Source organism: Leisingera sp. CC-HEC093 (genome assembly GCF_059429195.1).
The window spans coordinates 1,793,898-1,819,863 of the sequence record NZ_JCAIJR010000001.1 but is presented as its reverse complement, the minus strand read 5'-3'; the positions used below and the strand labels follow the sequence as shown (position 1 = coordinate 1,819,863).

Below are 25,966 nucleotides of genomic sequence, written 5' to 3'. Positions count from 1 at the left end.
GCATCAGCTGTCCATCCGCATCAGCACCTGCACCTCGCCCTTGACCGCCTCCTGCCAGCGCAGGCGGATTTGGTCATTATCCGCCCCCTGCAAAACCTCTGCGTAAGGCGTGAGGTAACGGGTGCTGTTGCCACCGGTGCGCAGCGGACCCTGCGCCACCACGCTGTCGACAAAGCGTGCATGGCCCTGGAACGGCAGCTCCCCCCCGGCCGGGACCGTCCAGGTGGAAGACGCCGAGGATTGATCATGCACCAGCCGCAGCGGGTTGGCCGATTGGGTGGAGATGTTGTGGAACATGTTGCCGCTGAAATCGACGTGTTTGGTGCGGCTGAAATCCAGATTGGCAAAGCTGGTATCGACCCGTTCCGCCCGGTCGATGCTGCCGTTCAGCGAGCGGAACTTGTTGCCGGTGACCGAGAGGCCGTTCAGGTAGTGGCCGCTGCCGTAGGGTTTGATCACGATATAGCTGAACCAGGGCGCAACGGCGCCGGACAGGAACACATTGGCAGTGACCGACAGCGCGCTGAAGGAAAATCCGCCGGTGAAATCCGGCGTCGGGTCCCGCTCGTTGGTCCATTCGATGAAGCAATTGTCGATGTAGTTGTCCGACACGGTAGAGGTGCAGTTGTTGGAGGTCAGCACCAGCCCGGCAGTGCGCACCCCGTTCGCCACGCTGTCGCCCTGAAAGAAATGGTTGCCGGTCACTGTGTTGTTGCCGCCGCCCAGCACTGCGAAATGGCGGAAGCGGGTCGCCCGGTTGCTGCGCAGCTTGGCGTCGTTGTTGTTGACGTTCAGGCCGATGCTGACACGGTCGGATACGTTCAGCGGATCCTCGTGCGACAGGAACTGGCAGTTGTCGATCAGGATGCCCTGGCAGCCGGTGCCGATAGAGGTGATGCCGCGGTCCTTGGGCCGCGAGATAAAGCAGCTGCCGATGGAGAACACCGATCCCGACGGCGCCAGGCGCAGGGCGCTGCAGCGGCCGTTGCACTGAAACTCGATACCCTCGACACAGAACTTGCTGAGCGAGCTGAAGCCGCTGAAATCCACCAGATACTTGAAGTCGGTAAAGGTGAAGGTCTGGGTGCCCTCGGCGTCATAGAGCGGTGCGCTGAGGGTCAGCTCGCCCGCGCCGGTGTTCTTGGAGCGCACATAGACCTCGCGCCCGACCCCGGCGCCCTCCACCAGCGCGCCCACTGCGATGTTGGCGATATTGGCAACATTGGTCAGCTTGCGGGAGTTTGAGGCGCTGTAGGTCGCCTGCGAGGTCACCGCCTCGCTGTCCCAGGCGGCGCTGCTGGAGGCCTCGATCTGGCCGTTGCGGATGACCCGGCGGGTGGCATAGGAGGATTTGTTGGGCACCGCCGCGGCCATGTCGATGGGACCGGTTACGCTGATCTTGCGGCCCATCAGGTCGAGCGATTCATGGTCCGAGTTGTTGATCAGCGCCTGGAACGCTTTCCTAAAGCCCAAACCCTCATCCCCGAACGCGGCGGCGTAAGACGGAAAGTCGAAATTCTTGGTCAGGAGCAGCATGGCGCTGTCCGGCATATCGACGGTGCCCTCAAACACTGCCTCGTGGTTCAGCGACACAGTGCTGGCCAGATAGAACTCGCCCGCGGGAACCAGGATGCGGCGCCCGTCCGCGGCGGCATCGGCGGCCTCGAACGCCGCCGAACAGTCGGTGCTGCCGTTGCCCACTGCGCCATAGTCGGTGACATCCACCACGCTCAGCATTTTGCGGTGGAAGGCGCTGGTGATGTCGGTGATCTCAATATCATCGATCCGCACCACACCGCCGTTGGCACCGGTCAGGTCCAGCCCGAAATGGCCAAAAGCCGCCGTACGGCCCCAAACCATATCCACCCCGCCGCGTTCGCCGCTGCCAACGATGCCCGTCACCTCCAGCACCTTGCCGTATTCGGTGAGCGCATATTGCATGCCGGTTTCGGAGACGCCGCCGATGTGGCTGCCGCCGCTGGCCCCGGCCCAGCCCGCCACGCGGACCCCGGGCAGCGCGCCGCTCACGGCCTTGATGCGGACTTTGATCTGCAGATAACAGCCCGGCGTGATGGGCGTCTGGCCCATGAAACGCAGTTTCTGGGTGTTCTCGGTCTTCTGCATCTCCAGGCAGCCGCCGAAATCCGCGTCCGCCGCGACAAAGACCGCATTGGCGGCACCGTCGTAGGTGTCCGACCCCGGCGTGCCGTCGCCGCTGGACCAGACATCAAGCCCGTCCGCAAAGGCGGGGGGCATCAGTTGCAGACCGTCGGTGATTGCCTTGTTCATGGAAGTACCCTTTCCTGCTGCGCATCTCGCGTTCGGGAAAAGGGTTTACAGTTCCGGCCTTAAAATCCGCCCAGCGGTGCGTACGCTGCCCTGGGTTCAGGCGCTTTCCCCCTGCCCGTCCAGCAGGTGTACAGCGTTGATTTTCCATCCGGTTTCCATCTTAACCATTTGGTAATCCAACAGGTGCACAGCGCCTGTTTCATCGGTGATCATCACCCGCTGCCACAGGCTTCCGGCAACTTCGCGCAGGTCCAGATACCGCACCTCAGCCGGGCGCCAGACCATCGGGTAGCCCTCGCGCACCATCCCGGCAAACCGCTCCGGGGTGCCGAACAGGCGCCGGATATTCGGCGAGGCAAAGGAGAACGCCGTCTCGCTATCATTGTTCAGGAAGGCCTCAAACTGAGAGCCGATCACCGCAGTGACCGGCTCCCGTTGTGCTAAACCCGGAATGGCCAGAAGAAAAAAACCAACCCCCGCAAACAGAACACTGCGCATCTGTCCCTCCCGGTCCGTTTCTTAATGTTAGACCAGAGTGACGCTGCGTCAAAGAATTTTTTGCGATATGGTAATTTTATTGCGCGGGCGCAGGACCCGGACTGCTGCGCGCGCCAGGGCAGAAAACAAAAAAGGGCGCGGATAACCGCGCCCTTGCTGAATGCTGCTCAGTCCCGGTTCAGGCCAGCTCGCCCGCCAGCGCCTTGTCGATCAGCGCGATGGTGTCATCAACGCCGTACAGCGCGATAAAGCCGCCGAAACGCGGGCCTTGGGAGGCGCCCAGCAGCACCTCGTAGATCGCGGAGAACCAGGCGCGCAGCGGCTCGAACCCGTGGATCTTGCCGATGGCAAAGACCACCGACTGCAGGAACTCCTCATCCGCGAAATCCGCCTCCGGCAGCGGGTCGGTGTTGCCTGCGATTTCGTTCTTCTTGGCAATCGCGGCCAATGCGGCATCTGCCGATTTCAGCGCATCCGCCAGATCCTGCAGCGCCGCGCGCTCCTGATCGGTGGGCAGGCGGAATTCCTTGGCGGGTTTCACGAAGTCATTGAAATAGGCCACGGCAAAGCCCGCCGCCTGATCCATGCCCGGATGGGTGTCCGGGGTGGCGTTGGGCGCGTATTTGTTGATGAAGCCCCACATGGTCGCCTTGTCCTCGGCGCTGGAGGCAGAGGCGAGGTTCAACAGCATCGAGAACGGCACCACCATATCCGACTGCGGAACCTCGCCGCCGTGGATGTGCCACACCGGGTTGTTCAGCTGCGCCTTCAGGTCCTGGCCATGATAGGCGCGCAGCTGCTGGTGGTATTCATCCACCGCTTTGGGGATCACGTCGAAATGCATCCGCTTGGCGGTCTTGGGCTTCTGGTACATGAAATACGCCAGGCTCTCGGTCGAGGCGTAGGTCAGCCATTCGTCGATCGAGATGCCATTGCCGGAGGTTTTCGAGATCTTCTGGCCGTTGGCGTCCAGGAACAGTTCATAGGTGAAATGCTCCGGCGCGCGGTGGCCCAGAATACGGCAGATGCTGTCGTAGATCGGCGTATTGGTGGAGTGGTCCTTGCCGTACATCTCGAAATCGACTTCCAGCGCCGCCCAGCGGGCGCCGAAGTCCGGCTTCCACTGCAGCTTGACGTTGCCGCCAGTGACCGGAAGGGTCCATTCCTTGCCGTCCTCATCGTCGAAGGTGACGGTGTAGGTCTCGGCGCAGACCTTCTTCATCGGCACGTACAGGACGCGGCCGGTTTCCGGGTGGATCGGCAGGAAGATCGAATAGGTCTGGCGGCGCTCTTCGCGCAAGCTTTTCAGCATCACGGCCATGACCTCGTCGTATTTGTCGACGGCGCGTTTCAGCACTTCGTCAAACTGGCCGGACTGATAAAACTCCTGCGCTGAGATGAACTCGTATTGAAACCCGAAGGTGTCCAGGAACCGGCGCAGCATGGCGTTGTTGTGGTGGCCAAAGCTTTCGTGCGTGCCGAACGGGTCCGGCACCGAGGTCAGCGGCTTTTGCAGGTGTTCCCCCAGCGCTTCCTGATTGGGCACGTTGCCGGGCACCTTGCGCATGCCGTCCAGATCGTCGGAGAAGCAGACCAGCTTGGCCGGGATGTCCGAGATGGTCTCGAACGCCTTCTTGATCATGGTGGTGCGGGCGACCTCGCCGAAGGTGCCGATATGCGGCAGGCCAGAGGGGCCATAGCCGGTTTCGAACAGCACATATCCTTTCTCCGGCGCGCCCTTGGCATAACGTTTGAGAACCCGGCGGGCTTCTTCAAACGGCCAGGCTTTGCTCTTGAGAGCTTCTTCGCGCACATCAGACATTTGTGTTCTCCATCGGCGGCAGTTCTGTCAGCTATCGGGGTGCCGCGTGATCAGCCCGGATGCCCCATGCACCCGGCCCTTCCCTCTATTGTGCCTGCGCAGCATGAGTCAACAATGGCCGCCCTGCCAGCGCAGGGAATTGCAGGCCTGCGTTCTGCAAAATTCGCCGCGGCGGCACCGTGTCCCGTTGAACCCGGCTGCACAGGTACCTATCCTGATTGCATCGTAATTTTCGCAAACAAGGAATTCGTCCATGAGTGAGCAAACCCCGCACCCGATGTCCCCGCAGGACTGTCTGGTGGCGCTGATGGTGGCGGTGTCTGCCTCGGACGAGAACATCCGCACCGCGGAACTGGTCAAGATCCAGTCGGCAGTCAATATGCTGCCGGTGTTTGCCAATTATGACATCGACCGGGTGTCCCGCATTTCCCGCACCGTTTTCGACCTGTTTGAGCAGGAGGACGGTTTGGCGGCACTGTTCGGGATCATCCGCGGCGACCTGCCGGAACGGCTGTTTGAAACCGCTTATGCGCTGTCCTGCGACGTGGCGGCGGCCGACGGCGTGCTGGGCGAGACCGAATTGGAGTTCCTGGCCGAGGTCCGCTATGAGCTGAACATCGACCGGCTGCACGCCGCCGCAATCGAACGCGGCGCCCGGGCGCGGCACATGGTCTGACGCACCCGCTTGACGCAGCTTCCCTTGCCCGCCGCGCATGGCAGCTTTGCACAACGCCGGCTTGTGGCAAGCTTGGCCCGTTCCCATTTGGCGCTAATTCGTGCCGTATCGGGAGCCGGGTCATGGTCAGGTGGCAAAGAGACATCAGTGAAATCCGCAGGCTGCTGCTTGAGATAGAAAGCGGCCGGGACACCTTCTGCGCCCTGCCGCGCTCATCCGCCGAGGCGATGATGCTGCCGGTGGAGGATTGCCTGCCCGACGCAGAGGCGCGTAAGCTGGCGTATCACCTGAGCCTTTTGGAGAGCGCCGGGCTGGCCCGGTTCAGCCGGCTGTCGAACGGCAACTGGCATGTGCGCGGGCTGACCTGGAGCGGCCATGAGCTGCTGGACAACATCCGCCGCGACGACATCTGGGCCGCGGTGCAGGAGCGCCACCGCCAGCTGGGCGGGTTCAGCATGGAAATCCTCAGCGAGCTGGCCGGGGAGATGATGCGCCGCGAAGCCGGCAGGATGGAACCCTCCGGCGTCTGAGCGATACATTCCGGGGACCCGGCCGGCGCATGCCCCGCGCCGGCCGGGTGATTTCAAGACACCGCCAGAATGCGGGCCGGCCCGCCGGAGCCGCCGCGGTGCGCAGGCGCGCCGACAAACAGCCGGGCGCCGCTGGCGGGCACCTGATCCAGATTGGCCAGATTCTCAATCCCGTAACGGTTCTGCGGCAGCCAGGCGTAATGGGTGGCGAAATCCGCAGACGGCCCGTGGTCCAGCGACAGCGTGTCCACCGCCAGCGCCACCGCGCCGGTCTCCAAGAGCATCTGGGCCGCCTCGACGTGGAAGCCGGGGAAGTGCATCACACCCTCGCCGTCGGCATTGCGGAAACCGTCGCCGCCGGTCTTGCCGCCCCAGCCGGAATGCATCGCCACACAGGCGCCGTCCGGGATATCGCCGTGCTCGGCAGTCCAGGCGGCAATGTCATCCGGTGTCACTTGGGCATCCGCATCCTCTGCCGCGCGGGCGGCGATGTCGATCACACACAGCGGGCAAATCAGGTTCTGCACCGGAATTTCGTTCACAGCCTGCCCGTCGGCCGAGAAATGCAGCGGCGCGTCGATATGGGTGCCGGTGTGCTCGTTCACGGTCAGATTGAACAGGTTGAACCCGTTGTCCTTGAAATTGAAGGCCTGCGTCATCTCCACCCCCGGCTGGCCGAAATAGGTCGGGAACTCCGCGTCATAGGCATGGGTCATATCCACCACCCCGCCATGGGCCATGGCTGCGGCAGGGGCCGCGGTGCCCGCACCCAACGCCGCGCCCGCGGCTGCGGCGGCACTGGCCTTGATCAGCGACCGGCGCGACAGCATCCGGTCCTTGACGGCATTCATTACGCAAACGTCACACATGGGCTTCTCCCTGGGCTGATGCCGCCTTTCTGGCGGCTGCATTGGCAGGAAACTAGCCTGAGTTGTGCAATGTCAAACCTCTGCGCGCTCCCCTGGCTTCACGTCTTTGCCACTCCGGTCAGCGGTACAGCGCAGAGTTCAGGTAACGCAGCCCGGTGTCGATCACCACGGTGACCACCCGTTTGCCCGGCCCCAGTTCGCGCGCCCGCTGCAGCGCCGCCCAGATGTTGGCGCCGGAGGTGATGCCGCCCAGCAGCCCCTCCTGCTGTGCCAGCATTCGGGCGCCAGCAAAGGCGTCTTCATCCCGGACCGGCACCACATCGTCAATCAGGTCGCGGCGCAGGATCTTGGGCAGGAAGGAGAGGCCGATCCCCTCCAGCTGGTGGGTGCCGCTGGTGTCGCCGCCCGACAGATTGCGCACGTGGTAGGGCTCGATGGCAATGATGCGGGTGGCGGGATTGGCCACCTTCAGCACCTCGGCATTGCCGGAAATGCAGCCGCCGCCGCCGGCGGCCATCACAAACTCATCCACCGGCCCGTCCAGTTGCGACAGGATCTCCCGCGCCATGCCGTGATAGCCCCGCTTGTTGTCCATGTTGTTGACCTGGTCGGTCCAGAACACGCCCGGTTCCGCCGCCAGTTCCCTGGCCCGCGCGATGGTGCGGTCGATCACGCTGGCAGTCAGGATGCCGCCCTCGGCGTGGATGATCTCCACCTCAGCGCCGTAGGCTCGCATGGTCTGCAGCTTCTCCTCCGAGAACGCGTTGGAGGAGACGAAATGCGCCTGATAGCCGCGGGCGGCGCAGACCATCGCCAGCGAGCTGCCGGTGCTGCCGCCGGTGTATTCCACCACCTTGCCGCCGGGCTTCAGATCGCCGCGCCGCTCAGCCCCTTCGATCATCGACAGCGCCATCCGGTCCTTCATGCTGCCGGTCGGGTTGGCGCCCTCCCATTTCACCCAGACCTCGGCCATGTCTGGTGCGGTCAGATGCTTCAACTGCACAAGCGGCGTGTTTCCGATGGCGTTCATGTGGCGGGTCTCCCTTGCTGCGCGACTCACTTTCAAAATTAAAGTGACTATGCGTCAGTGGCTTTCATTTTGAAAGTCTCTTAGTGTGGGGGAGTGCCAGAACCGCAGGAGCCGCGCCATGACCCAGCCGCAGACCAAGTACCGCTCGCGCTGTTCGATTGCCCGCACGCTGGACGTGCTGGGGGACAAGTGGACCCTGCTGGTGGTGCGCGACCTGATGTGGCACGGCAAGCATACGTTTCAGGACCTGCAGGCGAGCGAGGAGCATATCGCCGCCAACCTGCTGTCAGAGCGGCTGAAGCGGCTGATGGCGCTGGGGCTGGTGGCGCGGGAGGCCTATCAGGACCGGCCCGTGCGCTACCGCTATGCGCTGACGGAGGCGGGCCGCAGCCTGGAGCCCGTGATGCTGCAGATCATGGGCTGGGGCCACGCGCATCTGGGCGGCGGGCTGTATGATCCGCAAACCGGGCGGACGGTGGCGGAACCTACGCCCGATGGGCCTCAATAAGCCTCTTCAGGCTCTGTTTCTGCTGCCCCTCAGCGTCGAAATTGCCGGGATCGAGCCATTCGGCATAAGCCGCCTCCAGCCGCGGCCACTCGCTGTCCAGCACCGCATACCAGGCGGTGTCGCGGTTGCGGCCCTTATAGACGACGGCCTGGCGGAACAGGCCCTCGTGAGCAAAGCCCAGCCGCTCTGCCGCCTGGCAGGAGGCCGCGTTCAGGGCGTCGCATTTCCATTCATAGCGGCGGTAGCCGAGGTCGTTGAACACCCGCGCCATCATCAGGAACATTGCCTCTGTCGCGGCGGGTGTCCGCTGCAGGGCGGGCGCATAGGTGATGCCGCCGACCTCGATCACGCCGTGTTCGGGCTTGATCCGCATGTAGCTGGCAACCCCTTCGGCCCGGCCGCTGGCACCGTTGACGATGGCGAAATACGGCTGCGCATCAACGCCGCTGGCCCCTTCAATCCAATTGCGCAGCGCCGCTTCCGTGCCAAACGGCCCCCAGGGGATATAGGTCCAGATCGCGCCGCTGGGGTCCTGGCTGAAGGCGCCAAACAGATCCGCGGCGTGGCGGGCGGCATCCAGCGGCTCCACCCGGCAGTATCGCCCTGCCAGCCCCGTGTGGCCGGGCAGGCGCGCGCCCTGCCAATCCGGCAGCGCAGCACCGATAGGCTGGCCGTGTTCGTTGAAACGCTCGGTCATGATCTGGTCCTTTGCAATCCGGGCAGGCAGGTGCCGCCCGCCGGTCTGCCTGCAAACTGGCCCGCAAGAAACGTCCAGTAACGGAAAAAACTGCCAGACCAGTCAGACACTAACGGCCGTAGACCGCGCCCCAGCGTTCGATCAACTGCTGCTGCAGGTTCTTGGCGCGGCGGTTCCAGCTGCGGGCGCCGGGCGGGCGTTCGCGCTGCGCACGCGGAATACGGCCGCGGGTTTTCATGTCGGCGGTAAAGATGGCAAAGGCCAGCTCTGTGCCGTCGGCCGCGGTCAGAAACCCGCCCAGGCCCGAAACAAAGTTGAGCGTGCCGGTCTTGGCAGCAACCTTGATCGGGTGGCCCTTCGCCGTGCGGCCCTTGGCATCGCGCAACTGGAAGGGCTTCAGAAGCGGCTTCAGCTGACCGGATTTATAGGCCGCCACCAGCGCACGGGTCAGGTCAGCGGGCGTCATCCGGGAGGCTTCGCCAAGACCGGAATGATCCACCAGCCGGGTGCCGGCCATGCCGTATTTGCCGGCCGCCCAAGCGCTCATCTGATCCGCCGAGGCCCGGAGCGAGGCCGGGCGGCCCGCACGCGCAGCAGAGGCGGACATGCCGATCATCTCTGCCATCAGGTTGTTGGAGTATTTCAGCATCGCCTTCAGCATCACATCCAGCGGCGGGCTGTGATGCTGCGCCAGCAGCGTCGCGGAGGGCAGCGCGCGGGTCTCCTTGGGCTTCGGCAGCTTGATGCCATTGGCCCGCGCCAGGGTGCGGAACACATCACCCGCATAGGCGGCGGGGTTGCGCACCGGCAGCCAGCGCGCGCCGCCCTTGCCCAGCGCCTTGGAGGCGACGGTCCAGTGATCCACCCCGCCTTTTTCGGCATAGGTGTAAACCGGCACCGCGCGGGACTGGATCGCCATCCGGGCGCTGGCGACCTCGGGCCGGTATTTCTGTGTCCGGGCATCCATGGTGATCGCCCAGCTGCCGCTGGCGGCGCGTTTCCATTCGAAATGCACCCGGTTGAAATTCAGCGCGATGCCCGACACTGCCGGGGAATAGCCGACATGATCAGGCTGATCCGGGTCGATGGTTTTAACGCTGGGCAGCGCGCCGTCCCAGACCAGGAACTTGCCGCGCACCTCGCGCACGCCGGCGGTCTTGAGCGATTTCGCCAGCAATGCCAGGTGGTCGGTGTTCAGCATCGGATCGCCGCCGCCCGCCAGGATCAGGTCGCCGTTCACCACGCCGCCGGAAACGCCGCCGGTGGCGAGAATGCGGGTCTCAAACCGGTGGTCCGCCCCCAGCACATCCAGCGCATAAAGCGCGGTCAGCGCCTTGGCGACGCTGGCCGGCGGCAGCGCCTCGCCCCCGCCGGAGGCTTCCAGCAGCTTGCCGGATTGCACATCCGCCACCGCGCAGACCGCCTCGCCCCGCAGGCCCGCGCGTTCAATCAGCGCCCTGAGGCCATCGACGCCGGCAGCCAGCGAGCTGACCTTGCGGGCAACAGGCCGCAATGAGACGGCCGGCGCATTGGCCAGCGCGGAGGTGCCCGCCAAAGCGGCAAGCCCGGAAAGGAGGAATGTCCGGCGTGAAGTCATCTTGTTCATTTTTGGATCAGGTGCTGCTCTTCTTCAATCCCCGATCCGCAGCTTTGCGCCTTTCGGACCGGGCTTTTCCGCCATGGCAAGCCCTGCGACCGCGGGCAGCCATGTTTCAGGCACTCATCCTCATGTTTGCAGCCATGTCAATGATCCCCGCAAGCGGCCTGTGCGGGAAACTGCTGACCGGCGCCGGGCTGGCGGTGGTGCCGCCGGCCGGTCTGGCCGCAGCCGCCCTAGGCCGCTGACCAGCCGCCGCGGGCGCGGATTTCCGTTGAGCTGGCCTCCACCATCGGCAGGTTCACAAAGCACCAGGCGGGGCTTTCCGCCCGCGCCAGCAGATGGCTTTCACTGCCTTTCAGCATGGCATGGCGGTAAATCCGGGCTGCGGGCGAAACCCGCGCCGAGATCCGGTCGCCCGGCCGCGCCAGCACCCCCACCGGCACCGTGTCCAGGATCTGCTGCCAGTCCTTCCAGCGGTGGAAATGGGTCAGGTTGTCAGCCCCCATCAGCCAGACAAAGCGCACGCCGGGATGGCGGTGGCGCAGGTGGCGCAGGGTCTGGGCGGTGTAGCGGGTGCCCAGCGCAGCCTCGATACCGGTGATGTGAATGCGCGGGTGCCCGATCAGGTCTTCCGCGGCGGCGATCCTGCGCTCCAGCGGCGCCGGCTGGCGCGCCTTCAGCGGGTTGCCCGGCGACACCAGCCAGAACAGGTGATCAAGGCCGAAGCGTTTCAGCGCTGCATGGGAAATCGCCGCATGGCCGCGGTGCGGCGGATCAAAGGACCCCCCCAAGAGCCCGACGCTGTGGCCCGGGCGGATATGCGGCAGCTTGCAAACCATGAACGCCTTGATGCGCATAGTTTCCGGGCGAGATCAATCACCCCCCGCAGCGGCGGCGCACAACCGCGCGCAGATTGCCTGAAACGCGGGCCGGGTGTAAAATTCCCTGGCACGGGCATTGTTCCTGCCCCGCTGTTAGCCAAGTTGCGAGTTCACCATGGTTGCCAAGCTTTCCGCCTCCGTCGGGCGCAAGGGCAAGAACCTGCCCGAAGACGTCAAAGCCGTCCAAGTATTGCTGAATGCCTTTGCGGGCCAGTCCGGGATCAAGAAGATCAAGACCGACGGCACCCCGTCGCCGGTGCTGGAAAAGATGATCGGCCAGTTCCAGCAGGAGGTCTGCGGCTTCAAGCCCGACTGCCGCATCGACCCCGGCAAGACCACCATCAAGAAGCTGAACGCAGGCCCCGGCAAGGCCAAAGCAGAGAAGAAAGCCAAGGAAAAGCAGGACGAAAAGGCCAAGGAGGAGGCCAAGGCCAAGGCGGTGAAGGCCGCCAAGGACGCACTGGTGAAGGAGGCCAAGGCCAAATCCCTGGACAAGGGCGGCTGGGCCGCGCTGCTGGATGAGATCGAGGATTATGCCACCTCGCTATACGATAGCTATTTCTCAAAGGGCGAGAAGAAGGGTGAGGACGCGCAGAAAGCCGCCAAGCAGGCAGCGGAAAAGGCCGCCAAAGAAGCCAAGAAAAAGGCGGCGGAGACTGTCATCAAGACCGTGGACACCGGCGGCCTGTGCAAGCCGGGGCGGCTGACAGGAAAGACGCAAGGGGTGAAGAAGAAGATCCTCGATGTGCTCTACGAGGTCTCCTCCCACTATGGCGAAACCATCCATGTGGTTTCCGGCCTGCGCGACAAGAAGGGCCAGGCCAGCGCCATGTACGGCGGCTGGAACAGCCATCTGAAGCGCGGCAAGATCTATTCCTACCTGAAGAAGAACGAGGATCTGCGGCTGGAGCTGGACGGGTTCGTGCAGGCAAAAGACAAGAAGGGCTTCATCGCCTGCATGTTCAAGAAGGCAAACTGGAAGTACATCTCGCGCCATCTGTCGGGCCAGGCGGTGGACGTGACCACCCGCACCGACCCCAAGATCATCAACGCGCTGTCCACCTGCCTGCGCTACCTGGCGGAGCGCAACAGCGAGGGCATCAAGTGCCATCACTTCGACAACCGCAAACTGATCTACCCGGTGCCGGACAATGTGAAGAAGAAGTGGAAGATGTGAGGGGAGAGGAGCGGGGCTGCCGCGCTTGCCGGCAGCGCGGCCTGCAGATGGTGCAGCCGCCATGGGACGGGCAGCTGCACCGCGAAACACCAAGGGGCCAGAGCCGCCAGCCCCTGCCGGTGTTCCGCAAACCGGTCTGTCGGCGGGGCCGCGTCAGTGGGTATGCGCGGCGGGGGCGGCCAGATGCAGCCCCGGGGCCGGATATTTCAGATCATGCGGGTCCTGGCCTGCTGCCGGGATGTCGCTCCAACTGTTTTCACCAGTGGCGCATTCCTGAACGGTGGGGAAGAACAGCATCTGTTCCGGTTCCAGCGAGCCGTCCAGCTTGGCGCGGAAGGTGAACTCGTCATAGAAGGCGTCCTGCAGTTCGCCGGTCCAGATGATCTCCTTGACGCCGGAGGTGAGCGTCTTGCCGTAGTAGTCGTAGCTGTTTGCATAGTCGCCAGAGACAGTTTCCAGCGTCCAGCCGGCCTTTGGCATCGGTTTCACCGAGATCACGCCCTCTGGGATGGCGATCCGCAGTTTCAGGGTGGCCTCGCCGCTGCAGCCATGTCCGATCCGCATCACGCCCTTATAGAAGCTGCCGGTTGCAGCCTCCTGCTGTTCCAGCGTGGCATGGGCCTGGGCCGCGGTTCCAAGGGCAGCCGCCAGCAGCGCCGCCGAAGCGATGTTCATCAGTTTCATCAGTCAGTTCCGTATTTCACATGTCAGGTATGCCGGGGTCCCGGCGGTTAGCCGTCATGTGAAGGCTGGCGGGGCCCGGGCCTGATAGGTCGAGACAGGGCCGGGGGCAGCCGTCCAGCCGCCGCGCCCGGCGTTTGCGGAACGGCGGAACAGGCAGGGATGCTCTGGTGCAGCCGTCTGGGGCAGCATCGCGCCCGCCGCCAAGGTGCAATTGGGGCAGCTGCCGGTCTCGCCGTTCCCGCCAAAACCGCAGATGTCAGAGGCGGCAAAGCCAAAAGCCGCAAAGCCCGGATCCGCCGCAACGGGCCGCGCCGCATGCAATCCCGCCAGCAGCGCAAAACAGAGCGCCGCCGCCAGCGCCAGCCCTGTCCTGTATCTGTTCCACTGCGTCACGGCGGTTCTGCCCGTATGTGCCTTGTTCCTGGTCCCTGTCTAGGGCACGGGCGCGGGGCATTTGTTGCGCTTGATCAATATGCGGGAGAGAAATCGCGCGCCACGTCCTGAGGAGGCAAGTTGCAGCCAATCCGGAAGCTACCTCACGGCACCGCCCGGTGCACAGGGGGTGTACAGGAGGTGCACGCATGCCCCCCCTCGCACAGGCCTGCATCCCGCATTGCCCCGCCGCCGCCCATCCGCTATCACTCCCGCCAGCGAATTTTCCCCCTTAACGGAGCGAGCACATGGCCTCCTACCAGTACGTCTACCACATGCAGGGTGTCTCCAAGACCTACCCGGGTGGCAAGAAATGCTTTGAAAACATCCACCTCTCCTTCCTGCCCGGCGTGAAGATCGGTGTGGTCGGCGTCAACGGCGCCGGTAAGTCCACGCTGATGAAGATCATGGCCGGCCTCGACAAGGATTTCACCGGCGAGGCCTGGGCGGCCGAGGGCGCCAAGGTCGGCTACCTGCCGCAGGAGCCGCAGCTGGATGAGAGCCTCAGCGTGCGCGAGAACGTCATGCTGGGCGTCAAGGAGAAGAAAGAGAAGGTCGACCGCTTCAACCAGATCGCGGTGGAGATGGCCGAGAATTACACCGATGAGCTGATGGCCGAGATGACCGAGCTGCAGGACGCCATCGATGCGGAAAACCTGTGGGATCTGGACAGCCAGGTCGACGTGTCGATGGAAGCGCTGCGCTGCCCGCCGGATGATGCGCCGATCAAGGATCTGTCGGGCGGTGAACGCCGCCGCGTGGCGCTGTGCAAGCTGCTGCTCGAAGCCCCCGACATGCTGCTTTTGGACGAACCGACCAACCACCTGGACGCCGAGACCATCGCCTGGCTGCAGCAGCACCTGATCGACTACAAGGGCACCATCCTTTGCGTCACCCACGACCGCTACTTCCTGGATGACATCACCGGCTGGATTCTGGAGCTCGACCGCGGCCGCGGCATTCCCTACGAGGGCAACTATTCCGCCTGGCTGGAGCAGAAGGCGAAACGCCTGGCGCAGGAAGCCCGCGAGGACAAGGCCAAGCAGAAGACGCTGGAGCGCGAGCTGGAATGGATGCAGCAGGGCCAGAAAGCCCGGCAGGCGAAATCCAAGGCGCGTATCCAAGCCTATAACGAGATGGCGAGCCAGTCCGAACGCGAGAAGGTCGGCCGTGCCCAGATCGTCATCCCGAACGGCCCGCGCCTCGGCTCCAAGGTGATCGAGGTCAATGGCCTGGCGAAACACTATGGCGACAAGCAGCTGATCGAGGGCCTGGAGTTCTCGCTGCCGCCGGGCGGCATTGTCGGCGTGATCGGCCCCAACGGCGCCGGTAAATCGACCCTGTTCAAGATGCTGACCGGCCAGGAGCAGCCCGATTCCGGCACTGTGGAATACGGCGACACGGTGAAGCTGTCCTATGTCGACCAGTCGCGCGACGACCTGAAGGACAATGAAACAGTCTGGGAGGCGATTTCCGGCGGTGCCGAGATCATCGAGCTGGGCGACGCGCAGGTGAACTCCCGCGCCTATTGCTCCTCCTTCAACTTCAAGGGCGGCGACCAGCAAAAACCGCTGAGCCTGCTGTCCGGCGGTGAGCGCAACCGGGTCCACATGGCGCGGCTGTTGAAAGAGGGCGGCAACGTGCTGCTGCTGGATGAGCCGACCAACGACCTGGATGTGGAGACCCTGCGGGCGCTGGAAGACGCGCTGGTCGATTTCGCCGGCTGCGCGGTGGTGATCTCCCACGACCGTTTCTTCCTCGACCGGATCTGCACCCACATCCTGGCCTTTGAGGGCGACGCCCATGTGGAGTGGTTCGAGGGCAACTTCGAGGACTACGAAGAGGACAAGAAGCGCCGCCTGGGTCCCGACGCGCTGGAGCCCAAGCGCTTGAAGCACAAGAAGTTTGTGCGGTAGCCACAACCCAAACTTGCGCAAGCAGTAAATGACTAATACTAACCCCGCATAACATTTTGCGGGGTTTTTTCATGCCTAAAAGCCTATTAGTTTTCGGCAACGGGCTCGGCCGAGCCGTAAATAATGACTTCTTTTCTCTGCAGCGAGCACTACAGTCCGCTTGGGATGACAACGACGTGCTGGATGACGAACAACGCCAACTGATCAGGCGTTGTTTACCGGAAGAAGTAGTTGAAGAAGAAGGTGCACCTACTTCAGAAGATGATCTAGACAAACTCCAGCAAATTCTTGCAGCCTGCGACGTAATCAATGAGCTTGAAACTGAAACGGATGAAGGTTGGCTCTCTCAAAGAGGCAAGAGTTTTCCTGCTGCAATTCGGAGCTATGTGCACAGAGCAGCGTGTGAGTTTCATGCCGGCGGGCCGGAGCTGCCAGAGAGTTTTGCCCGACCACTGAGAGAGTTTATCGTTCGCACCAAATCTCACGTCGCGACGTTAAACTACGACAAGCTGCTATACTACAACTTCATTGGAACCCGCGTTTTTAAAGGCTATTCTTGCCTGATTGATGGCTTTACAAACGGCGGCTTCTCCAAAGAAAATTTACATAGGCAAAGCAAAGCTCGCACATCTTACTATCTACACCTTCATGGTTCACCCCTATTTCACGACGACGAAGCAGGAATTCCACGAAAAGCACATATTGCAGAAGTCGATTTGCTGGCAGGCGATCGGAGCGGACACATCGTCCTAACCAATGTCAAACACAAGAGGAGTGTGATCGCTGCTTCCCCTGTCTTGAGCGCCTACTGGATCATGCTAAGTCGAGCGCTAAAGGAGACAAATAGCATCACAGTCTTTGGGTATTCAGGTTTCGATGATCATCTCAATCGTAGAATCCAGAAGAAACTTGAGGATCACCCCGATACACAACTGAGAATCGTAGAACGTAAAGGTGAAGGCTCTAGAAAAAAAAGACAAAAATTTTGGGCGGACACATTAGGTGAGTGTGAATTAGTTCGTCCAAACAGTATTCTGGAATTTACGGATTGGTAGAAACCAACCTGTAACACACGGCCCGCGTCTGACCTTGGGAGTGCGCGAATGCGCCTTCCCGGGGGGAAGGTCAGGCGCAGGCCGTGCGGCTGGCGCCTCACGTCCCAAGAAGGCAAAACACTCGCCGCCCCTCTCCGTTTCGCCTTTTCCCCGCTCTGCGCTATCATCCCCTCAGGCGCCCGGCGCGCCTGGTATTGATTGAAGCATTGCAAAGGATCTCCCCATGGCCGTGAAACCGGAAGACGTGAAGGCGCAGGTCGAGGCGCTGAATGGCAAAAAAGCCAAGCGCAAGCAGCTGAAGACGGAACCGGCAGGCACCAAGGGCAAGAAACTGCCCGGCGATGTGCGCAAAGCTCTGGAGGCGCATTTCTCCAAGGCAAAGCTCGCCAAGGTGCAGGTGCATACGGGCGGTAATGCCAAAGACGTCTGCAAGGAGCTGAAGGCCAAGGCGTTTACGGTGGGCAATGACATCTACTTCATGAAACCGGGCGACGCCAAGAAACCCGATCTCTTGGTGCATGAGCTGGCGCATGTGCTGCAGCAGGGCAAAGGCCGGATGCCCAAGGCCAAGGACGGCCAGGCGCTCACCTCCAAATAGGCCTAGTGTATTTTAAGGAATACGCGCACCGCCGCCACAATCTTAACGCTTTCCCAACACATTTCGCCGGAGAATGGTCCATATCGCAGGTGAGCACGCACGCCGCCTTGCACGTAAAGGTGTTGGAGGCATCATGGCTTGGGCCGGTATTTTCCTGGGAATGATAGCGGGCCTGGCCGCGGCAGTGCTGGCCTATGCAGCCGGCGGCCTGCCGCTATGGGCAAGCCTGCTGATGTACCCGGCTGCCGGCACCGCAGTGGCGCTGGCAGTAACGGCCATCCTGCTTTTCCGCAGCCTGTTTGACGGAACCGGCGGGCCGGGGCATCCGGGCAGAGGGTCTGAAACCGCCGCCCGCACAGCCTGACCGCCCGGCGCCTTACTGCGCGGCCTACCACCTTTGGGATGCAGACCTTGGCGCATTCCCCCGAATGGAGCGCCGCACCTAGCCCTTCGCATAATTGTTCCGCCCTGCCCCGCCCTTTATCCTGACAAAGGAGGGGGACCGGCAGTATGGCCTGGGTCTGTGTTGTATTGGCGATGCTGGCCAGCCTGGCGCTGACCATCGCCGCGGCCTTGGCCGGCGGCTGGCCGCTGTGGGTGCTGCTGGCGCTGTACGCGTTTCTGGGGGGCATGCTGACGCTGGCGGGACTGGCTTGGCTGCTGCGGCGCAGCGGCGGATCCGGCACGCGGGGCGCGCGTGCGGAACCGGGCTGCGGCAAGACCCCCTGACCCCCGCTTTCCAACCCTTGCAGAAAACGCCGGCGTTCAGCCGCGCAGCCAGGCCACGATCTGCCCGGAGCGCATGGCGCCGGCCTGGCGTTTGCGTTCGCGGCCGCGCTCAAAAGCGATCAGCGCAGGGATACCGCGGATCCGGTAGCGGGCGCCAGTGGACGGGTGGTCCTGCGTGTTCAGCTTTACCAGCCGCGCGGTGCCGCCGAGCGCCTTGGCGGCTTTGGCAAATTCCGGTGCCATCATCCGGCAGGGGCCGCACCAGGGCGCCCAGAAATCCGCGACCAGCGGCAGGTCGTCGTTCTGCAGCGCCTTCTGCAGGGTGGCCGGGTCCACATCCACGGGCTTACCCGGCATCAGCGCCGCACCGCAGCTGCCGCATTTCGGCTTCTGGCCGAGCTTTTCCTCCGCCACCCGGTTCAGCTGGGCGCAGGCGAGGCAGGTAAGGGTCTTGGCGCCCATGGCGGCTCCTTTGGCTGTTCCCCCCGGTATAGCCGCCAATCGGGCCGGGGCAAGCCTCCGGCGGCCGCCTGCGCAACAGTTTACTTTGCATCTGCCAAAACCCGTTGACCGCCTGCCGCTGCCGCCGGAAGATGAGGGAGAGTTGCAATTGACGTTCGGAGGTTTGGCTATGTTTTCACGCCGGAAAATTCTGACCACGGGCACCGCAGCGGCAGCAGCGGCGCTGCTTCCGCTGCCCGCGCTGGCCCGCAAGAAGGACCCCGCCCCCTTTGACCCCACCCCGCAGGAGGTGCGCATCCGCAAGGAATTTGCGCCTGGCCAGATCCTGGTGCTGCCGCGCTCCTATTACCTCTATTTCGTGACCGACAAGCGCAAGGCGGTCCGCTATGGCGTCGGCGTTGGCAAGGCCGGGCTGGAATTCACCGGCCGCGCAGTGATCGAGCGCAAGAAGGAATGGCCGACCTGGCGCCCCACCGACGAGATGATCGAACGCGACCCGCGGTCCTATGCCAAATTCATCGACAATGAGTACATTCAGCCGGGCGGGCCGGACAATCCGCTGGGCGCGCGGGCGCTGTATCTGTTCCAGAACGGCATCGACACCTATTTCCGCATCCACGGCACAAACCAGCCGCAGACCATCGGCCATTCGGTGTCAAACGGCTGCATCCGGATGATGAATGAGCATGTGGTGGACCTGTATGAACGGGTGCCGCTGGGCACCGTTGTGACGGTTTTGTAGGCGCCGCGGCGGCATCCAAATCGGCGCGGTTCTGCCTGATCTGGCTCCGAAACCCCGCGTCACAGCGCATTTTTCTTGCACGAGAAGGGATTCGCACCCAATTCTGTCACGGCGATGTTACGCGAATGCCATCACTGTCCCCATTACGGCGCGGCGATGACCATCTGCAAACCTTGCCGGACTGCCGCATGAGCGGGCAGAAAACTGTGACGACTTAGGAGAAGACGACGATGGCCACTGGCACCGTCAAATGGTTCAACACCACCAAAGGCTACGGCTTTATTGCACCCGAAGACGGCGGCAAGGACGTTTTTGTCCATATTTCCGCTGTTGAGCGTTCCGGCCTGACCGGCCTGGCGGACAATCAGAAAGTGACCTATGAGCTGCGCGCAGGCCGCGACGGCCGTGAATCCGCAGTGGATATCGCGCTGGTCTCCTGATCCTCTGATCTGCATTGAGATATAAAACAGCCCTGACGGACAGGGCTGTTTTCACGGGCGTATTGCCGCCGCCAGCTGCAGGGCAGCCGGGCCGATCGCGGCCACGTTCAGCGCAACGCCGCGGGCGTTGGGGTGGATACCGTCGTCCTGCATAAAGGCCTGCGCCGCCGCCGGGTCGTTGCCCGCCGCTGCTACGATGCCGGCAAAGGCGTCCGGATGCAGAACTGCACCGAATTCTGCCGCAAGCTCCGGGTAAATCGCGTCAAAAGCCTGCTTGTAGTCCGGGCCGTAGTTGCGCGGCGCCTTCATGCCGATCAGCAGGACCTTGATCCCCTTGGCTTCAGCGGTTTCCAGGATGCGGGTCAGGTTGGCGCGCGCCTCCTGCGGCGCAAGCCCGCGCAGCATGTCATTGCCGCCCAGGAGCACGATCAGCCCGTCAGGGTTGTCTGACAGCGTCCACTCCGCGCGCTCTGCCCCGCCTGCGGTGGTGTCGCCGGAGACACCTGCATTCTGCAGCGTGACGCCGGCACCGTTTTCATTCATCCAGCGCTCCAGCTGCGGCACCAGCCCCTGCCCCTGCGGCAGCCCGTAGCCCTGCACCAGGCTGTCGCCCAAGGCGGTAATCCGCAGTGGTTCCGCCCAGGCGGGGGTCGTGAAAAGCAGCAAACTCAGCAGTGCCAATGTCTTGCGCATCGCCGCAAACACTCCATATCCGTTAGGTGCATCCAACAGGCAGGCCCGATGACCGATCAAAACAGCCCCGTTCTGCATCTCTTAGATGCGAGTTTGACACTGAATAGCAATACCGGCCCGGTGGAGATTTTGCACGGCATCTCGTTGGACGTGCGGCCAGGGGAGACCTTGGGGCTGGTGGGGCCGTCCGGGTCTGGCAAGTCGTCGCTGCTGATGCTGATGGGCGGGCTGGAGCAGGCCACCGGCGGCACGGTGAGCGCCCTGGGCCAGGACCTGACCGCGATGGACGAGGACGCGCTGGCGCGGTTCCGCCGCAATAACATGGGTGTGGTGTTCCAAAGCTTTCACCTGATCCCGACCATGACAGCGCTGGAAAACGTGGCGACGCCTTTGGAGCTGGCGGGCGTCAAGGATGCTTTCCCCCGTGCCCAGGCAGAGCTGGAGGCGGTGGGCCTCGGCCATCGGGCGGGCCATTTTCCGGCACAGATGTCGGGCGGTGAACAGCAGCGGGTGGCGCTGGCGCGCGCGCTGGCGCCGCGGCCTGCGATCCTCTTGGCGGATGAACCGACCGGCAACCTGGATGAGGCCAATGGCGCCGCGGTGATGGATCTGCTGTTTGGTTTGCGCGACCGCTATGGCGCGACGCTGGTGATGGTCACCCACGCGCCGGAACTGGCGGCGCGTTGCGACCAGGTGGTCCGGCTGCGCGACGGGCGGGTGGATGAGGGGGCGGCCCGCGAGGCGGCAGAATGAGTGCCGCGTCTTTCCGCCTCGCCTGGCGTTTTGCCCTGCGGGAGCTGCGCGGCGGCCTGAAGGGGTTCCGCATCTTCCTGGCCTGCCTGGCGCTGGGGGTTGGGGTGATTGCCGCCATCGGCTCTATCCGCGCATCAATCGAGGCCGGGCTGGAGCGTGAAGGCGCAACGATCCTGGGCGGCGATGCTGAGCTGAATTTCACCTACCGCTTTGCCACTGAAGACGAGCGCGCCTGGCTGGACCGGACCGCGCTGCGCCATTCAGAAATTGCCGAGTTCCGCTCTATGGCCACCGTGGGTGACGAGCGCGGGCTGACCCAGGTGAAGGCGGTGGACGGCCTCTATCCCCTGAAGGGCAAGATGAAGCTGGCGCCGGAGATGCCGCTGGAAACAGCGCTGGCGGGTGCGGATGGGCTGCCCGGCGGTGTGATGGACCGGGTGCTGGCGGACCGGCTGGGGCTGCAGCCTGGGGATGTTTTCCGGCTGGGCACGCAGGATTTCCGCCTGACGGCTATGATCGCGCTGGAGCCGGACGCCGCGGCCTCCGGCTTTGAATTGGGGCCGCGCACCATGGTTCGAACGGCAGATCTGGGGGAGTCCGGCCTGCTGGAGCCCGGCACGCTGTTTGATACCAAGTACCGGATGGAGCTGCCTGCGGGCAGTGATCTGACCGCCCTGCAGGCGGAGGCAGAGGGGCTGTTCGCGACCACCGGCATGCGCTGGCGCGATGCCCGGAACGGCGCGCCCGGGATCACCACCTTTGTCGAGCGGCTGGGCGGGTTTCTGGTTCTCGTGGGCCTGTCCGGTCTGGCAGTGGGCGGGGTTGGCGTTTCTGCTGCCGTGCGCGCCTATCTGGCGACCAAGACCGCGACCATCGCCACCCTGCGCACGCTGGGGGCGGAGCGGCAGACGATATTCCTGACCTACTTCCTGCAGATCGGCGCACTGACGCTGGTGGGCGTGGGGATCGGGCTGGTGCTGGGCGGGCTGGGGCCCGTGCTGCTGGGGCCGCTGATTGCGGCGCAGCTGCCGTTTCCGGCGGTGTTTTCGCTGTACCCGTCCGCATTGGCGGAGGCAGCGATCTATGGCGTGCTGACCGCCTTCATCTTTGCCCTATGGCCGCTGGCGCGGGCGGAGCGGATCCGCGCGGCATCATTGTTCCGGGATGCCTTTGCCAGCCGCACCCGGTTGCCTGCCCCGCGCTATTTGCTGGCGACCGGGGTGGCGCTCGCGGCGCTGGTGGGGCTGGCAGCCTGGTTCAGCGGTTCGGCGCAGCTGACGCTGTGGACCGCAGGCGGGCTGATGGGGGCGCTTATGGTGCTGCTGGTTGCGGCGCTGGCAATCGGTTTCCTGGCACGCCGCGGCACAGCGGCATCGCGCGGGCGCCCTGCTCTGCGATGGGCGCTGTCCTCCATCGGCAGCGCCCGCGATGGTGCCGTACCTGCGGTGCTGGCGCTGGGTCTGGGCCTGACGGTGCTGGCTGCCATCGGCCAGATCGACGGCAACATGCGCCGGGCGATTGCCGGCAACCTGCCGGATGTGGCGCCGAGCTATTTCTTTGTCGATATCCAGCGCAGCCAGATGCCCGCCTTTCTGGAGCGGGTGGAGAATGACCCTGCCGTCACGCGGGTGGAAAACGCCCCGATGCTGCGCGGGGTGCTGACCCGCATCAACGGCCAGCCCGCGGCTGAGGTTGCGGGCGACCACTGGGTGGTGCGCGGCGACCGCGGCATCACCTATGCCGCTGCCCAGCCAGAGGCGACGGAAGTTACGGCGGGTGAATGGTGGCCTGAGGAGTATTCAGGCGACCCGCAGATCAGCTTTGCCGCCGAGGAAGCCGAGGAACTGGGCCTGTCGCTCGGTGACACGCTGACGCTGAACATCCTGGGCCGCGACATCACCGGCACCATCACCAGCTTCCGCAATGTGGATTTCTCCACCGCCGGAATGGGATTTGTGATGGTGCTGAACGAGGCCGCACTGGCGGGCGCGCCGCACAGTTTCATCGCCACTGTCTATGCCGAGGAGCAGGCGGAGGCGGCGATCCTGCGCGATCTGGCCCGCGAGATGCCAAATATTACCGCAATCCGGATGCGCGACGCCATCGACCGGGTGTCAGACATCCTGCGGCAGCTGGCGGCGGCCACCGCCTATGGCGCGGCGGCAACGCTGCTGACCGGGTTCCTGGTACTGCTGGGTACTGCAGCGGCGGGGGAGCCCGCGCGGCGGTATGAGGCGGCGCTCTTGAAAACGCTGGGGGCTCCGCGCAGTCAAATCCTGGCAAGCTTTGCCCTGCGCTCTGCCCTCTTGGGTGCGGCTGCGGGAATGGTTGCGCTGGCGGCGGGCATTGCCGGGGCCTGGGCGATCAATGCCTATGTGTTCGAGACCAGCTATGCGGTGATCTGGCCCAATGCGCTGATGGTCATCTCAGGCGGGGTGCTGACGACGCTGCTCGCGGGGCTTGCCTTTGCGCTGCGGCCGCTGGCCGCCAAGCCCGCCCGCATCCTGCGCGCGCGCGAATGACCGGACCTGCGGTGCGGACCTAGCGGGCGCCGCAGGAAACCGGTTGCAAGAGGCGCATCAGATCGTGGTTGCCGCAGACCAGGGATTCCAGCGAGATATCGTCCAGCGACATGTAAAAAGCCTGCGCTGCATCTGCCAGTGCCACCTTGAGACGGCAGGCGCTGGACAGCGGGCAGGTGTTGTCCGCGTCGGCAAAGCACTCCACCATCGGCAGGTTGCCTTCGACATCGCGGAACACGTCGCCGATGCGAATCTCTGATGCGGGCCTGCCCAGGTTCATGCCGCCGTTGCGGCCGCGCTGGGTGGCGAGATAGCCGAGCTGGCTAAGCTGGTTGATCACCTGCGCCAGGTGGTTTTCCGAGATATTACAGCACTCTGCGATCTCGGCCTTGGTCACCAGGCGGTCTTCATGCGCGGCGCAGTACATCAGCAGCCGCACGGCAATGTTGGTCCTTTTGGTAATGCGCATGGGTCATGCTCCCGCAGCTATGGTGCATCGCTTATTGCATGAACCGGGAAAAAGCGGTTTGACATACATCAATAAGCGGAAATGCGGTGGAAGGGCCGACGGCATGACAGCTCCTTACTTCTTTGGCTACGGCAGCCTGGTGAACACCGCGACCCATGCCTATGGCGGCGCGGCGCCTGCCCGCCTGCGGGGCTGGCGGCGGGCCTGGGTGCACACATCCCTGCGCGAGGTGGCGTTTCTGTCAGCGATGCCATGCGAAGGCAGTGAAATCGACGGGCTGATCGCCGAGGTGCCGGGCGGTGACTGGGCGGCGCTGGACGAACGCGAGTTTGCCTATGAGCGGCTGCCGGCCTCTGACAGGGTGCAGCACGGGCTGGAGGGCAGCCCGGAGATTTCCGTCTATGCGGTGGCGGTGGACAGGCAGAACGGCGTCACCGAGCGGCACCCGATCCTGCTCAGCTATCTGGATGTGGTGCTGCAGGGCTACCTGCGGGTGTTCGGCGAGGCCGGGCTGCAGGGGTTCGTAGAGACCACTGACGGCTGGGGTGCCCCTATCCTTGACGACCGTGCCGCGCCGCGCTACCCGCGGCATCAAACGGTCGCGGCTGCGGAACGCAAAATGTTCGATGAACTGATCGACAGCACCGGCGCGCGCCGCATAGTCTGGGGACCATGATCGAAAAGTTATTACTGCATCTGGGCCGGATAGCGCGGCAACTCTGGTTCAGGGTTGTTCTGATATCCATTGTTTCCCTAATGGCGCTGCTGCTGGCGCCGCTTGCGAAACCGCTGCTGCCGGATGAGCTGAGCGAGGACTTCGGGCGCGAGGCGGTGCTGCCGGTGCTGACGATCCTGGCGTCGGGCATGCTGGCGGTCACCACCTTCTCGCTGAACGTCATGGTCAGCGCCTACCGCACGGCTGCCTCGATGGCGACGCCGCGGGTCTACAGGCTGCTGCTGGAGGATGCGGTCACCCACCGGGTGCTTGCGACCTTTGTCGGCGGCTTCATCTATTCGCTGAGCGCGGTGATCCTGTTCCGCGCCCGCTATTTCACTCCGGAAGGGGCGCTGGTGGTGTTTGGCCTGACCATCATCGTGGTGGTGCTGATCGTCGGTGCGATCCTGCGCTGGATCGACCATTTGTCGAGCCTGGGCAGCATGGACCACACCCTGCGGCTGATCGAGGACCGCACCCGCGCCAGCCTGCGCGCACGGATGGACAAACCCTGTCTCGGGGGCCTGTGCGCGTACGAAGAGGCCAAACCCGCGAACGCCGTGGATATCCCCGCCGCCAAGAGCGGCTTTGTCCGCTTTGCCGGGTTGACCCGGCTGAACGAACTGGCGGATGAGGCCGGCACGCAGATCACCCTGGCGCGGGCGCCGGGTGAATACATCCTGCGCGGCCAGCCAGTGGCCTGGGCCACGGGTGGGGACGATGATTTCTGCAAGGCGGCCTCTGCCGCGATCGACATCGGCGACGTGCGCAGTTTTGACCAGGACCCGTCCTTTGGCCTGACCCTGCTGGCAGAGACCGCGCAACGGGCGCTGTCGCCCGGCGTCAACGATCCCGGCACTGCGGTGGAGGTCATGGGCCGGCTGGAGCGGCTGCTGTGGGAAAACATGCCGCCGGACGAGACCAGCGAAACACGCGAGGCGGCCTATCCCAATGTCAGCATCCCGCCGGTTACTGCCAAGCACCTGTTGCATTGCGCCTTTCCGCCGATTGCCCGCTGCGGCAGCGACTCGCCGTCGGTGATGCGCTGGATGGAAAAATCGCTGGACGCGCTTGGCGGACATCCGAACCCGGACATGGCCGAGGCCGCCAAAGAAATGTGCCAGGAAGTAAAGGACGGCCGCTGGGGCTGAGCTGTTTGTTTTCCTGTCTGTTTTTACG

29 protein-coding genes are annotated in these 25,966 nt (G+C 63.9%); 16 read left to right on the top strand and 13 right to left on the bottom strand.

The window, feature by feature from the left end:
* Positions 1-3: 3 nt before the first annotated feature.
* The 3 genes from AC5STB_RS08755 to AC5STB_RS08745 all read right to left on the bottom strand — a co-directional run bounded on the left by AC5STB_RS08755 (position 4) and on the right by AC5STB_RS08745 (position 4,609).
* Positions 4-2,289 (bottom strand): right-handed parallel beta-helix repeat-containing protein, encoded by a 2,286-nt coding sequence (locus AC5STB_RS08755; RefSeq protein ID WP_495442550.1) that lies wholly within the window; start codon positions 2,287-2,289, stop codon positions 4-6.
* Between the two features lie 96 nt (positions 2,290-2,385).
* Positions 2,386-2,787, bottom strand: a complete 402-nt coding sequence (locus AC5STB_RS08750; protein ID WP_495442549.1) for a DUF4864 domain-containing protein — start codon at positions 2,785-2,787, stop codon at positions 2,386-2,388.
* Between the two features lie 178 nt (positions 2,788-2,965).
* The gene (locus AC5STB_RS08745) at positions 2,966-4,609 is read right to left on the bottom strand and encodes a lysine--tRNA ligase (RefSeq protein ID WP_495442548.1); all 1,644 of its coding nucleotides are present in this window, start codon (positions 4,607-4,609) and stop codon (positions 2,966-2,968) included.
* 253 nt (positions 4,610-4,862) lie between these two features.
* Here AC5STB_RS08745 and AC5STB_RS08740 point away from each other — a divergent pair, with 253 nt between their 5' ends.
* Together AC5STB_RS08740 and AC5STB_RS08735 are read left to right on the top strand one after the other, a co-directional pair.
* Positions 4,863-5,285: a tellurite resistance TerB family protein gene (locus AC5STB_RS08740; RefSeq protein WP_495442547.1), complete on the top strand. Its 423-nt coding sequence runs from the start codon at positions 4,863-4,865 to the stop codon at positions 5,283-5,285.
* 122 nt (positions 5,286-5,407) lie between these two features.
* Positions 5,408-5,815: a DUF2513 domain-containing protein gene (locus AC5STB_RS08735; RefSeq protein WP_495442546.1), complete on the top strand. Its 408-nt coding sequence runs from the start codon at positions 5,408-5,410 to the stop codon at positions 5,813-5,815.
* 53 nt (positions 5,816-5,868) lie between these two features.
* Here AC5STB_RS08735 and AC5STB_RS08730 read toward each other — a convergent pair whose 3' ends face one another.
* Both AC5STB_RS08730 and AC5STB_RS08725 read right to left on the bottom strand, forming a co-directional pair.
* Positions 5,869-6,684, bottom strand: a complete 816-nt coding sequence (locus AC5STB_RS08730; RefSeq protein WP_495442545.1) for a cyclase family protein — start codon at positions 6,682-6,684, stop codon at positions 5,869-5,871.
* Positions 6,685-6,802: 118 nt separating this feature from the next.
* Positions 6,803-7,714, bottom strand: coding sequence for a PLP-dependent cysteine synthase family protein (locus tag AC5STB_RS08725; protein ID WP_495442544.1), 912 nt, complete (start codon positions 7,712-7,714; stop codon positions 6,803-6,805).
* A gap of 118 nt (positions 7,715-7,832) precedes the next feature.
* On the opposite strand from AC5STB_RS08725, the gene AC5STB_RS08720 reads away from it, so the two are divergent.
* Positions 7,833-8,222, top strand: coding sequence for a winged helix-turn-helix transcriptional regulator (locus tag AC5STB_RS08720; RefSeq protein ID WP_495442543.1), 390 nt, complete (start codon positions 7,833-7,835; stop codon positions 8,220-8,222).
* On the opposite strand, the gene AC5STB_RS08715 is transcribed toward AC5STB_RS08720, so the two are convergent.
* Together AC5STB_RS08715 and dacB are read right to left on the bottom strand one after the other, a co-directional pair.
* Positions 8,200-8,919 (bottom strand): GNAT family N-acetyltransferase, encoded by a 720-nt coding sequence (locus tag AC5STB_RS08715; protein ID WP_495442542.1) that lies wholly within the window; start codon positions 8,917-8,919, stop codon positions 8,200-8,202. The two genes, AC5STB_RS08720 and AC5STB_RS08715, sit on opposite strands and share 23 nt — an antisense overlap.
* Before the next feature lie 109 nt (positions 8,920-9,028).
* Positions 9,029-10,516: a D-alanyl-D-alanine carboxypeptidase/D-alanyl-D-alanine endopeptidase gene (gene dacB, locus AC5STB_RS08710; RefSeq protein ID WP_495442541.1), complete on the bottom strand. Its 1,488-nt coding sequence runs from the start codon at positions 10,514-10,516 to the stop codon at positions 9,029-9,031.
* Here dacB and AC5STB_RS08705 point away from each other — a divergent pair.
* The gene (locus tag AC5STB_RS08705) at positions 10,498-10,764 is read left to right on the top strand and encodes a hypothetical protein (protein ID WP_495442540.1); all 267 of its coding nucleotides are present in this window, start codon (positions 10,498-10,500) and stop codon (positions 10,762-10,764) included. The genes dacB and AC5STB_RS08705 overlap by 19 nt on opposite strands.
* On the opposite strand, the gene AC5STB_RS08700 is transcribed toward AC5STB_RS08705, so the two are convergent.
* Complete coding sequence (locus tag AC5STB_RS08700; protein WP_495442539.1) at positions 10,753-11,376, bottom strand: nicotinate-nucleotide adenylyltransferase; 624 nt, start codon at positions 11,374-11,376, stop codon at positions 10,753-10,755. The two genes, AC5STB_RS08705 and AC5STB_RS08700, sit on opposite strands and share 12 nt — an antisense overlap.
* Positions 11,377-11,515: 139 nt before the next feature.
* On the opposite strand from AC5STB_RS08700, the gene AC5STB_RS08695 reads away from it, so the two are divergent.
* On the top strand, positions 11,516-12,577 hold the full coding sequence (locus AC5STB_RS08695; RefSeq protein ID WP_495442538.1) for a hypothetical protein: 1,062 nt from the start codon (positions 11,516-11,518) through the stop codon (positions 12,575-12,577).
* Positions 12,578-12,730: 153 nt separating this feature from the next.
* Here AC5STB_RS08695 and AC5STB_RS08690 read toward each other — a convergent pair whose 3' ends face one another.
* Both AC5STB_RS08690 and AC5STB_RS08685 read right to left on the bottom strand, forming a co-directional pair.
* Entirely contained in the window at positions 12,731-13,261 is a 531-nt protein-coding gene (locus AC5STB_RS08690) for a YcnI family copper-binding membrane protein (protein ID WP_495442537.1), read from the bottom strand.
* 54 nt (positions 13,262-13,315) lie between these two features.
* Positions 13,316-13,654 (bottom strand): hypothetical protein, encoded by a 339-nt coding sequence (locus AC5STB_RS08685; RefSeq protein ID WP_495442536.1) that lies wholly within the window; start codon positions 13,652-13,654, stop codon positions 13,316-13,318.
* A 287-nt stretch (positions 13,655-13,941) separates the two neighbouring features.
* On the opposite strand from AC5STB_RS08685, the gene ettA reads away from it, so the two are divergent.
* The 5 genes from ettA to AC5STB_RS08660 all read left to right on the top strand — a co-directional run bounded on the left by ettA (position 13,942) and on the right by AC5STB_RS08660 (position 17,991).
* Positions 13,942-15,609, top strand: coding sequence for an energy-dependent translational throttle protein EttA (gene ettA / locus AC5STB_RS08680; protein ID WP_495442535.1), 1,668 nt, complete (start codon positions 13,942-13,944; stop codon positions 15,607-15,609).
* Positions 15,610-15,785: 176 nt separating this feature from the next.
* Positions 15,786-16,664 carry an SIR2 family protein gene (locus AC5STB_RS08675; protein ID WP_495442534.1) on the top strand — a complete coding sequence of 293 codons (879 nt, stop codon included), beginning with the start codon at positions 15,786-15,788 and terminating at the stop codon, positions 16,662-16,664.
* A 223-nt stretch (positions 16,665-16,887) separates the two neighbouring features.
* Complete coding sequence (locus AC5STB_RS08670; RefSeq protein ID WP_495442533.1) at positions 16,888-17,262, top strand: eCIS core domain-containing protein; 375 nt, start codon at positions 16,888-16,890, stop codon at positions 17,260-17,262.
* 73 nt (positions 17,263-17,335) lie between these two features.
* Complete coding sequence (locus AC5STB_RS08665; RefSeq protein WP_495442532.1) at positions 17,336-17,626, top strand: hypothetical protein; 291 nt, start codon at positions 17,336-17,338, stop codon at positions 17,624-17,626.
* 146 nt (positions 17,627-17,772) lie between these two features.
* Positions 17,773-17,991 carry a hypothetical protein gene (locus tag AC5STB_RS08660; protein ID WP_495442531.1) on the top strand — a complete coding sequence of 73 codons (219 nt, stop codon included), beginning with the start codon at positions 17,773-17,775 and terminating at the stop codon, positions 17,989-17,991.
* Between the two features lie 36 nt (positions 17,992-18,027).
* On the opposite strand, the gene trxC is transcribed toward AC5STB_RS08660, so the two are convergent.
* The gene (trxC, locus tag AC5STB_RS08655) at positions 18,028-18,453 is read right to left on the bottom strand and encodes a thioredoxin TrxC (RefSeq protein WP_495442530.1); all 426 of its coding nucleotides are present in this window, start codon (positions 18,451-18,453) and stop codon (positions 18,028-18,030) included.
* Between the two features lie 169 nt (positions 18,454-18,622).
* Here trxC and AC5STB_RS08650 point away from each other — a divergent pair, with 169 nt between their 5' ends.
* Together AC5STB_RS08650 and AC5STB_RS08645 are read left to right on the top strand one after the other, a co-directional pair.
* Complete coding sequence (locus AC5STB_RS08650; RefSeq protein ID WP_495442529.1) at positions 18,623-19,195, top strand: L,D-transpeptidase; 573 nt, start codon at positions 18,623-18,625, stop codon at positions 19,193-19,195.
* 230 nt (positions 19,196-19,425) lie between these two features.
* Entirely contained in the window at positions 19,426-19,635 is a 210-nt protein-coding gene (locus tag AC5STB_RS08645) for a cold-shock protein (RefSeq protein ID WP_222481805.1), read from the top strand.
* Positions 19,636-19,686: 51 nt separating this feature from the next.
* Here AC5STB_RS08645 and AC5STB_RS08640 read toward each other — a convergent pair whose 3' ends face one another.
* A complete protein-coding gene (locus AC5STB_RS08640) occupies positions 19,687-20,328 on the bottom strand; it encodes an arylesterase (RefSeq protein WP_495442528.1) in 642 nt (213 codons plus the stop codon).
* A 48-nt stretch (positions 20,329-20,376) separates the two neighbouring features.
* Between AC5STB_RS08640 and AC5STB_RS08635 the strand changes: the two genes are divergently transcribed.
* Together AC5STB_RS08635 and AC5STB_RS08630 are read left to right on the top strand one after the other, a co-directional pair.
* Positions 20,377-21,081, top strand: a complete 705-nt coding sequence (locus AC5STB_RS08635; RefSeq protein WP_495442527.1) for an ABC transporter ATP-binding protein — start codon at positions 20,377-20,379, stop codon at positions 21,079-21,081.
* Positions 21,078-23,603: an ABC transporter permease gene (locus AC5STB_RS08630; RefSeq protein WP_495442526.1), complete on the top strand. Its 2,526-nt coding sequence runs from the start codon at positions 21,078-21,080 to the stop codon at positions 23,601-23,603. The genes AC5STB_RS08635 and AC5STB_RS08630 overlap by 4 nt, the downstream gene beginning before the upstream one ends.
* Before the next feature lie 19 nt (positions 23,604-23,622).
* Here the strand turns inward: AC5STB_RS08630 and AC5STB_RS08625 are convergent, their stop codons facing one another.
* Entirely contained in the window at positions 23,623-24,072 is a 450-nt protein-coding gene (locus tag AC5STB_RS08625; RefSeq protein ID WP_495442525.1) for an RrF2 family transcriptional regulator, read from the bottom strand.
* Positions 24,073-24,175: 103 nt separating this feature from the next.
* On the opposite strand from AC5STB_RS08625, the gene AC5STB_RS08620 reads away from it, so the two are divergent.
* A complete protein-coding gene (locus AC5STB_RS08620; protein WP_495442524.1) occupies positions 24,176-24,748 on the top strand; it encodes a gamma-glutamylcyclotransferase family protein in 573 nt (190 codons plus the stop codon).
* A complete protein-coding gene (locus tag AC5STB_RS08615; RefSeq protein WP_495442523.1) occupies positions 24,745-25,938 on the top strand; it encodes a DUF2254 domain-containing protein in 1,194 nt (397 codons plus the stop codon). The genes AC5STB_RS08620 and AC5STB_RS08615 overlap by 4 nt, the downstream gene beginning before the upstream one ends.
* Positions 25,939-25,966: the final 28 nt, after the last annotated feature.